Origin of the sequence: Streptomyces sp. NBC_01618, from assembly GCF_045209435.1 — a bacterium.
Lineage (GTDB): Bacteria > Actinomycetota > Actinomycetes > Streptomycetales > Streptomycetaceae > Streptomyces.
In genome coordinates this window covers 8,223,305-8,232,760 of sequence record NZ_CP109297.1, presented here as the reverse complement: position 1 = coordinate 8,232,760, position 9,456 = coordinate 8,223,305, and the positions used below count along the sequence as shown (strand labels likewise).

9 protein-coding genes and 2 pseudogenes are annotated in these 9,456 nt (G+C 69.8%); 10 read left to right on the top strand and 1 reads right to left on the bottom strand.

The annotated features are described in order from the left end of the window. The first annotated feature begins 771 nt into the window (after window positions 1-771). The 10 genes and pseudogenes from OH735_RS38475 (at window position 772) to OH735_RS38430 (ending at window position 8,929) form a co-directional block, all read left to right on the top strand. Entirely contained in the window at window positions 772-1,548 is a 777-nt protein-coding gene (locus tag OH735_RS38475; RefSeq protein WP_406378311.1) for a hypothetical protein, read from the top strand. Beyond that, window positions 1,545-1,796, top strand: coding sequence for a hypothetical protein (locus OH735_RS38470; RefSeq protein ID WP_406378313.1), 252 nt, complete (start codon window positions 1,545-1,547; stop codon window positions 1,794-1,796). Before OH735_RS38475 ends, OH735_RS38470 begins: the two co-directional genes overlap by 4 nt. Before the next feature lie 120 nt (window positions 1,797-1,916). Further along, on the top strand, window positions 1,917-2,558 hold the full coding sequence (locus OH735_RS38465) for a hypothetical protein (protein ID WP_406378315.1): 642 nt from the start codon (window positions 1,917-1,919) through the stop codon (window positions 2,556-2,558). Between the two features lie 1,975 nt (window positions 2,559-4,533). Then, window positions 4,534-4,875, top strand: coding sequence for a hypothetical protein (locus tag OH735_RS38460; protein ID WP_406378317.1), 342 nt, complete (start codon window positions 4,534-4,536; stop codon window positions 4,873-4,875). After that, entirely contained in the window at window positions 4,800-5,180 is a 381-nt protein-coding gene (locus OH735_RS38455; protein ID WP_406378319.1) for a hypothetical protein, read from the top strand. The genes OH735_RS38460 and OH735_RS38455 overlap by 76 nt, the downstream gene beginning before the upstream one ends. 70 nt (window positions 5,181-5,250) lie before the next feature. After that, on the top strand, window positions 5,251-5,508 hold the full coding sequence (locus OH735_RS38450) for a hypothetical protein (protein ID WP_406378321.1): 258 nt from the start codon (window positions 5,251-5,253) through the stop codon (window positions 5,506-5,508). 105 nt (window positions 5,509-5,613) lie between these two features. Further along, window positions 5,614-6,411, top strand: coding sequence for an LPD29 domain-containing protein (locus OH735_RS38445; protein ID WP_406378323.1), 798 nt, complete (start codon window positions 5,614-5,616; stop codon window positions 6,409-6,411). A 55-nt stretch (window positions 6,412-6,466) separates the two neighbouring features. Beyond that, window positions 6,467-7,087 carry a hypothetical protein gene (locus tag OH735_RS38440; protein WP_406378325.1) on the top strand — a complete coding sequence of 207 codons (621 nt, stop codon included), beginning with the start codon at window positions 6,467-6,469 and terminating at the stop codon, window positions 7,085-7,087. 324 nt (window positions 7,088-7,411) lie between these two features. Next, a pseudogene (locus OH735_RS38435) lies at window positions 7,412-8,218 on the top strand (hypothetical protein); the annotation flags it as partial. A 61-nt stretch (window positions 8,219-8,279) separates the two neighbouring features. Further along, window positions 8,280-8,929, top strand: a pseudogene (locus tag OH735_RS38430) (IS6 family transposase). A 245-nt stretch (window positions 8,930-9,174) separates the two neighbouring features. Here the strand turns inward: OH735_RS38430 and OH735_RS38425 are convergent. Further along, window positions 9,175-9,435, bottom strand: a complete 261-nt coding sequence (locus OH735_RS38425) for a hypothetical protein (protein WP_406378327.1) — start codon at window positions 9,433-9,435, stop codon at window positions 9,175-9,177. Between the last annotated feature and the right edge of the window lie 21 nt (window positions 9,436-9,456).

Genomic DNA, 9,456 nt, shown 5'->3' with positions numbered 1-9,456 from the left:
GGAGGAACGACGCACGACCCTACGGGTCGTAAAGACGATAAACCCCTCCGGGGTTTAAACAATTCCTCCGGAATTGTTTATGAATTCCTCCGGAATTCATGCGCAGACCTGGGATCGGCTTGAACTGGTTAAGCGTGTTCCGGTTTTCTTGTGGCGAAGGCTCAAGAGGTCTGGCTATATGGTGGGGTGGCGATGGCGCGCCTTATGGTCCGTCAGGGATTTGGTGAGGTGACAGGGCGAGAGCTTCTGACACGCCGTCACCTCAGCCCCTCTTGAACCTTGCGAGACCAGACTACCCAACGACAAGACCGTACCAGCGAAACCATCTGCATCACTTTGCGATGCAGGGTAGAGACTGTGAAAACATGCCCCCTACCAAAGGAGCCAGATCACCGGCCGAGCCTCAACGGGACTGACCACATAATTCACCGCAGCCAGGAAAGCACAGACAGAAAAGCAGTGACCAAGTCACAGGGACCGATTCCACAGGAGATCCGGTGAGCCCGGACAACCGGGAGGCCTGGCCCCTTCGTTGTGGCGCAGCACGGACCCGAGCGGGAAGAGTCCGGCCGTACGCCAACCGGGCGCGCCAGCGCCCGAGCGCGGAGGCCCCGCCGACGCGCAGCCCAAACCCCCAACCCCGATCCCACCTCTTCTCTCATTCGGGCAGGGGTAAGCGGCAGCAGAGGGGATGTCAGCGGGCAGACCATGCGCGGGAACGTCGGTTGACCTGCGGATACGTCGACCCTCTCAAAGAGGCTCGCGCAAGAGATGGTGCAAGAGATGGTGCGGGTTCGGCGTTTCGGGTGTCTCCTGTCCATCGAGAGTGTATTATTGATTTCCTGGTCAAGCGGCAACCTGACTGGGACTCAATCACCAACCCGAGGAGCTCTCTCGGACGCGAAAACCATTGACGCGGCAAGCCGACTCACGATCCATATTGCTGGAGATCACGAGACCAATGCATCCATCGGTCTGACGATCATTCCCCTTCTCAAGATCCCGACAGCCATCATCGAATTCAGGCACCCTACCGGCGCGCGTGTTTGGTGGGAAGGCTGGTGCGAGGCCGCCGAAATGCTCGACAGGATTTTTCCCGAGCAGGTCGACGCGGGCGAATTGCGTGAACCCGAACTCACCATCAATTCGTTTGTGATTCTGGATGGCGCGCCCCGTCGCGCCAAGATCCGGGCCCGCAGCGCGGCAGTGAGCCCAGACGGAATCGGCGCACTGTCTGTCACCGTCGGGGGCCTGACGATCGCGTGTGCGTCGCGGAACGCGGTTGAGTGTCAGGTGCGTGGATGGCGCGAGGCGTACGACATGTTCGCCCGTGACGGAGGATTCGGACTACCGTCCGCCGACGAGGTGGCCGCGCGCGTACGAACCAACCACGCCCGCCACGCGGTCAAGCTGTCCACGCCCGCACGGAATCAAGCTGTCCACGGCCGCCGAACGGGCAGGCCGGACGCAGTGACGCGCCCAGGGTGGGGCGACCGGCGGTCACCCCACCTTCCCGGAGTCACAGCCAACAGAAAGGGGACACCATGATGGCCACAGGACCGATCAGCCAAGGGCAACGGGTGCGGATCGAGCGCCGCCCCACCCAGAACCTGGCCGCCTCAGGGCCGGAGGTGTGGGAAGGCACGGTGTTGCAAATGTCCTATGTAGACGACGAGTTGACCGGCGTCGAAATCTACGGCAAGCGCGAGAGCACCGGCGAGACCAGGCGGGTCACGTTCAGCCTCACCCCGAACCAGTTCTTTCGTACGACAGTGACGCTGGTCGAGTCGGCGTAACTCGCCATGTCCGGGGGGTGATTGTGGGTTGAGATCACCCCCCGCAAGAGCGTGTTATTGATTCTGCTAGCGAGCGGCAACTCGCTCGGCACCAACTCACCCACCCGAGGCAGGGACACGATGAGCGAGTACGAAGACCACGTACGGCAGAGCCTTGAAGGCCAGCACGATGACCCGAGCGAGGATCTCAGCATGGACGCGATGCGGTGGACTCCCGCACCCGTCAGCGAAGCCGTGACGGACGAGGCGCTGCACATCGCAGCCGACACGGCGCAAGCGTTGCTCGACCGCGCAACCGACGCGTACCTGTCCCTTCTTAACGCCGTTCTCGGCGACGGGACACACCACATGGTGGCCAACGCCAGCATGCCGCACGGCGAAGTCACCGAGGGCCAGGAACTCACCGTGATGGGTGACGCCCTGATCATCAACGAGGTCGCATCTATGCGGGTGTGCGCTGCGATCGCGGCTGGCATGGTCGGGTGCGCCACCGGCGGACTGGTCGTGCGTACCTTCGCCCCCGACGGGTCGGAGTTCGTACGCGGCTGGAGGGTCCGGAACTTCTGGCTTCGCCCGCTCACCGCCGACGACATCCGGGAGGCGTACACCGTCGATACCGAAACCGGCGCACCGCTGGCCCCGGAACCGGGCGTTGAGTACCGGCAGGCCGAGCGAGTGCCCCGCCCGGAGGTGGACGGGAGCAGCGCGAGCACCGGCCGCACCGCGCCCACGGACAACCGGCCCCCGAACCGCCGCAACTGAGCACCACCCCGCCGGGCCGGTCGAGCGACCGGCCCGGCGGGAACGCCCCTGGCTCCCCCTGCCCTGCCTCCCGGTGTGAGCGGCAACTCACCCGGCACCAACTCACAGTGGAGTGACTCGACATGACCGCGAACCCGTCCCCCGCCAGCAGCACCCGCACCCCTGCCCAGGAGCCGGCCCCGACCCCTGCCGAAGTGCCGGCGCCCACCGCCCCGACCGCCGATCTGCCCCGCAACCTCGTCCAGCTCGCCGCCCGCGCGGAAGCGGCCGGATGGACGGCCGCCGTCGAGACGCAGCCCGGGCACTGCGCGCTGCTGCTCACCGCCCGCCAGGAGCCCAGGGAAACCGTCCTGCGGTGCGTGTGGAGGCTCACCGCCCGGGGCTACCGCTGGGACGGCGCCCCCCTGGCCCGCAACGGCCAGCAGGCCGCCGAGGGCATCGCATGGCGTGCCCTGGGGGACCTGCTGGTCGCCGAGGCGCCCACCGCCCCCACGGCGCCGGTCCTGTCTGCCTACGGCGAGCGGGTCGCCTCCCCCGTGACGGCGGAGGTCGTCTCCGCTTCCATCGCCGCCGCCCCGGCAGATGGGGTCCCCGTCATGCTGCGCCCGTGGATCAAGGCCACCGTCCCGCTGGAGTTGTACCCGTCGCGGTTCGTCGGGCGCGACTACGTCGGCGCTGACTGCCTGCTGACGCCCAAAGGCGACGACGCCGCCCCGGACACTCAGCCGGTCCTGTCGGTGCTCCCCTCCGACTACCTCACGTCGAACGCCGCCTACCTCGAAGATCTCGCCGCGTACGCCGTGGCGGAGGGCCGCACCGACGAGGAGGGGGCCGCGTTCGCCCGGTGGGTGATCTCGTCCGAGACCCTGACGCTCGGAGTCTACGGCTCGGCGTACGAGCAGTGGGTGCGGTCGCTCACGTGCACCATGACCGCCCGCTACGCGGTGCTCACGTACTCGCGGATGAACGGTGCAGCGCTCCGCCTGGAGTGCGGGTGCGGGCAGCGTCACCCCGGTCGCCCGTGGGAAGGCGCCACGGTGTGGAATGACGAGGGGTGCCACTACTCCAGCTCCAGCGCCGTCCCCCTGGACCGCGTCGCCGACCTGATCACTGCACGCGGGTACCAGGTTGCAGGTGAGTGGTCGCACGGCGACGTTGTCCGCCGGGTGGCCGTCGGGCCGACCGCTCTTCCCGGAGCGGAGACGACGCCGACCGTGGCCGCAGCGGACGCCCCACCGTCTGACCCGGGAACGGCCGAAGCGTGGGAGTCCGACGGCGGAGCCTGCCCCGGAGTCGAGCCGCCCCGCGGCCCCGAACCGACCGCCACCACCGGCCCGCAGGAGCCCGAGCCGACCGGAGACGCCCCCGCGGCCCCTCCCGCCGCCCCGTGGGCGGACGAGGTGGCCGAGCTGCCCAAGAACGGGCGGAGGCTGGTCGAGGCAGCGACGGCGAGCGGGTGGAAGGTGACCGTCACGACCAAGCTCGTGCAGGGCGGCTACGTACGCGCGGTCACGGTGTCCGGTGAGTTCCCGGTGCGCACCGGCACCCAGGGGTTCACCGCCCGGTGCGTATGGGACGGCGCCCGCTACTGGGGGTCCGTCTCGCAGCGCAACGGCCGCCACGGCGCGGCATTCCGCGAAGTGCTCGCGTGGGTGCGCGACGTGCAAGCCGTCAACCGCGCGGACGAGGAGGCCGGCCGGACCGTGTGGGGACGGGACGCAGCCGAGTGGCGCCGCCAGCTCGGCGACGCCGTCACCAAGATTGCCGAGGCAGCAGCCGAAGCACGGGTCGAGCACGGCCAGGTGACCGGCACCGCCGCCGAGCGCGCCGGGACAGCTCTGGCCGCCGCCGAGCAAGCGCACCGGGATGCGGTCGACGCCCTAACCCGCGCCCAGCGCGGCTACCGGGAGACCCGGGGCGAGGACGCCCGACCGCTTGCGGCTCAGCGGGATGCGGTGCTGGATGCGGGCAGCGGGTGCGCGCAGCCCTGGAGCAGGTCAAGGACGCACCGCGCGCGACCGAGGCCAAGGCGCTCGCCCTGGTGGCGATCGCCGAGGGCGAGAGCGAGTTGCAGGCCCAGGAGGAAGCGTGGCGGACACGGCTTGCCGCCGAAGGACGGGAGCCCACCGCCGCCGCGTACGGGCGGCTCATCCAGATGTTCGAGGACCCCCAGCGCGCGTGGGTGTCCTGGCACGCCGAGCACGGGCACGCCGGCGAACCCTTCCACGAGGCCTACGACCGGTGGACCGAGGAGCGGCACGGCAAGGGGCCCGGTCCGCGTACACGCTGGCGTACCTCAACGCGAGCGCCGCCCTGAAAGCCGCGCGCGGAGCACTCGCCGTCGCCGTCGGAACCGCCACGGCCGGAGAGGAGGGCGAACGGCTCGTACGGCTCGGCAAGGACTGCCGCCACCGCAGCTCCCAAGATGCCCTGGCCTCTTGGCTGGAGAGGGGTTGGAAGGCCGACGTCCGGGCCGCCGAGTTCGCCGAGCAGCACCCCGAAGAGGCGGAAGCCGTACGGGGCACGCGGCTCACCGTCGACGGAGTCGAGGACTACCGCCGCGCCGAGCGCGAAGCCTGGGAGGCCGAGCGCGCGCAGGCCGCCGCCAACACCCCGTCCTGACCCACCCCCACCCGCCCCGGGCCGGTCCGAGCGCGCGAGCCCGGACCGGCTCCCTGGAGGAGGCGCAGCTATGCGACTGAGCAAGCGCCGCGCGACCACCCTGAACCGACGCACACGGTTTCTACACCAACACCGGAAGCAGCGAGGGACGTTGCCGTGCCTGGAGACCAACGGGACCCAGGTCTACGCCTACTGGAAACGCGGTGAAGGCCTGGACGTGTCCGTCCATCTGGACACCGGCGAGGTACCCGCTGACGTGATCAGCCCGGATGGAACGATCCCGATCCGGATCACTGTCAACGGTGACTGCGTCTTCAGTGCCGACTGATACGGCAGAAGCGTTGAACCCCACCCCATGAGGGAGTATTATTGATTTTGCGGATGAGCGGCAACTTGCCCGCCACCAACCCAACTCGCACCAAAAGGACAGGGCATGGACTGCATCGAGACCAAGCACGTGGCCGCCGAGCTCAGGAGCCGTCTGAAGGATGCGTTCCCCGGCGTGAAGTTCAGCGTGCGCAAGGGCACCGGTACCGCCTCCGCGTGGATCTCCGCCTACTGGACCGACGGCCCCTGGACGGCCGACGTCGAAGCGCTCACCTGCCCCATGCAGGGCGCGCAGTTCGACGGCATGGAGGACCGCTACGAGTCCACCGGCAACACGGTCACCGTCACCGTCAAGGGCCGGAAGGTCACCGGTACGCCGCTGGTCGACGGCATCAACAATCACCGGGATGTCTCCGAGGACGCGCTGAAGGCCGCTACCGCCCTGTGGTCCGAGGCCAACGGCGGCACCGCCCCGGACACGGGCGGCATGCTCGGTGCGTGCGTCGTCGACGGCCACGCCATCCGGGAGAACTGGGCCGCGCAGCAGGTGTACCAGGTCGCCAGTGACATCGTCCTGCCGCAGCGCTGGGCCGCCGCCAAGGAACAGACCACCGCCCAGGCCGCCCGTCCGGCGAGCACCCCGGGTGAGGGCGCGGAGGGACTCACCCTCACGCACACGGACGAGGACGGGATGACCGTCACCGGTACGCGTCCAGGTGACGGCGCCGCCGACGTGCTGAAGCGTCACGGCTTCAAGTGGCACCGCAAGAACCGGTACTGGTACGCCCCTGGCAGCCGTGACCAGCAGGCCGACACCGAGTTCATGGCCGCCGTCGCCGCCGATCTGCGCGCCGCCGACCTGAGCGTCACCACGGCCGTTCCCGAGCCGACCCCCACCGCCTGAACCGACACCCGACCGGCCGGGCGCCCCAGGCGCCCGGCCCACCGAGCGGAGCCCCATGTCCACGTACTCCCCCACTCAGCCCGCCGGCGATCGCCCGCGCCAGTCCGACCCCGGCACCGTCGAGGCCTGGGAGACGGACGGTGGAGCCTGCGCCGGCGTCGAGACCCCCCGCGCCCCGCAGACCGCGCCGACCGCCCCCCGCAGGGCACAGACCTACATCGCGCGCTGCGCGGTGGGAGCCTCCGGGTACCGCACGGCCGACGGACTGGCCCTGACCGTGCACCGCGCCGACACGTTCGGCGGTCCGGCCCTGTGCGGTGCTGCCCCGGCGTGGTGGGAAGCCGTCGACCCCGGACAGGCCATGCGCCGCGCGTCGTGTCACTGGTGCCTGAAGATCTGGACCGAGCGCACCGGACTCGGCCGCCGCGAGCAGACCGCCGACCGCATGCGGTGGCCCGTCTACCGGTCCGAGCGCAACTACTACGGCGGGCTCAGCAGCGTTCACGACGGCTGGGTCACGCAGTTCGACCGCATCATCGGACACCGCCGGTGGAGCTTCTACCACTCGTCCACCGCGGCCGGTGTCCGCATCACCGCCTACCCCAAGGACGCCTACCGCGAGCGCAAGGAGCTCTGGTTCCCCGCCGCGCCGCAGCCGACGCCCGCCAGCGCGTAGGGCCACGGCGCACCGCCCCTCTCACCGCCGGTCCGGGACGGCACCCCGGGCCGGCGCACCACCTCACCCCGAAAGGCGGCACGCCATGCCCGGAAAGCTCAGCAAGGAGCGGGGCCGCGCGCACGGAACAGGCAGCCGCAGCCGGAAGCCCAGGCCGACGGCTTCACGCACCGCCACCGCACCCAAGGCCGCGCAAGAGACCGAGTTCGGCGACGGCCGCGGGAACACGTTGTTCTAAAAGGAATCGATCACCCCGTAAAGGTGTATTATTGATTTTCCGGATGGGCGGCAACTCGTCCGACTCCACCCACAGGAGGACGCACGATGACCACGATCCGCCGTAACTGGACCAAGCGCGTGACGGAGATCCGCACGGCGGCCCGCACTTGCCGCGCCTACGACTCCGAGAGCGGCAACATCGTGCCGGTCGACCCGGCCCGCGCGTTCGAGGCGTGGGAGAGCACGCCGCGCGCCAGGCTCACCGAGGACACCCCCGGGCAGAAGTGGACGGTCCATGTTCACTCCAACCGCTTCTACGTCCTCACCGCCGAGGACCCCGGCACCGGCCCGGAGGACACCGCGCCGACCGCCGAGACTCCCGCGCCTCCCACCGCCGCTCCGAACGCCGGACCGGCCGAGGCGCACGACCGCAGCGCGGCCCGCGCTCTCGCCCGCCACAGGCAGGCATCCGACGTGCCCGGCCGCGACCACCCGACCGACCGCCTGCCCGCCCTGGCGGTCGAACTCGCGGGAAAGACCGTCCGCGTGAAACGCGCGCAGGGCTTCAGACACGAGCAGATCCGGGACCAGTTCGAGCAGCAGCGCGCCGACGCCCGGGCCGCCGGGGACTCCGGAAAGGTGACGGCCACGGAAACGATGCTCACGGTGCACGCCGCCATGGAGGCCGAGGAGACCGCCGCCCAGGCGTCCACCCGCCCCGCCGACGACTCCGACGGCCGAAGCCTGCTGTCCCGCATCGATTCCGTCCTGCACGAGGCAGCCGTCACCGACGACCCCACCGTCAGCCACGACGCCATGCGGTCAGTCCCCCTGGCCGACCCGGACGAGATCATCCACGCCTACACCCGCGCCCGGGCTCTGGCGGACGGAGTGCTTGTCGCCGCCGACGCCGACTTGGCCCGGGAGGCCGGTTTCCGAGTGCCGGTCGCCCTCACCAGCGCCGTATGGGTGGCTGTACCACCGCTTCAACCTGAGCCTGCGCGACGTCGAGGAGCTGATGCTCGAGCGCGGCATCGAGGTCAGCCACGAGACAGTCCACCAGTGGACGCGCCGGTTCGGCCCGGCTTATGCCGCTGCTCTACGTCGGCGCCGTCCGGGGCCTGGTGACAAGTGGCACTTGGACGAGGTGTTCGTCAAAATCAACGGCGTGCAGCGGTACCTGTGGCGGGCCGTGGACCAGGACGGCAACGTGCTCGACATCCTGCTGCAGAACCGGCGGGACGAGGCCGCGGCCAGGCGTTTCTTCCGGAAGCTGATGAAGAAGACCCGGTCGGTGCCCCGGTGATCGTCACCGACAAGCTCCGCTCCTACGGCGCCGCCCACCGCCACGAGATGCCGTCGGTCGAACACCGCTCGCACAAGGGCCTGAACAACCGGGCCGAGAACTCCCACCAGCCGACGAGGCAACGCGAGCGCGCGATGAAAGGTTTCCGATCGGTGGGTGCCGCACAACGGTTCCTGGCCGCGTTCAGCGACATCTCACCCCACTTCCGACCCCGCCGTCACCTCCTCACCGCCCCGAACTACCGCGCCGAGATGATCATCCGCTTCGCGATCTGGGACCAGATCACCGGCGTCGCCAGCCTGCCCGCCGTACCCTGAGCCGCTGTCACCACCGAAGCCGAAACGCGTCGAACCGGCTCACACCCTCGAGCACTCGCTCAACCTGACAAAGCCTCCCGACGAGATGTGACCGCGGGCGTCTTGCCCAGGCTGCGTCTGGGCACGGCGGTCGTCCTGGCGGCGGTCGGCGGACCCTCGCCTGAGCCGTGAGGCGGCGCGGCGCAGCGTCGCGACGCGTCGGCCGTTCGGGCGGCGTATCGCAGGTCGTGGGCAAGCTCCGTCGGCTACAGCGCGGGCAGTGGGTCGGTGTAGTCGTCGACGCCGAGAAGGAGTACGTGGTGTCCGACGGCCTCCGTGGTGCCGTCGGTGACCTTCTCGACGTCGAGGCGCAGCCGGATGTGTCCGGCGCCTTCGCTGTTGGCCGCGAGGTCGTGTTCCAGCTCGTCGTCGAGGCGGTCCAGGGCGGCCTCGGCCGCGGCGTAGTCGGCCAGGTCCCGGGCGAGGAGGGTGCGGGTGGTGGTGTCGCGGAGCTGGTAGCTGGGCATCGAGCTCGTCCTTCGGTGAGG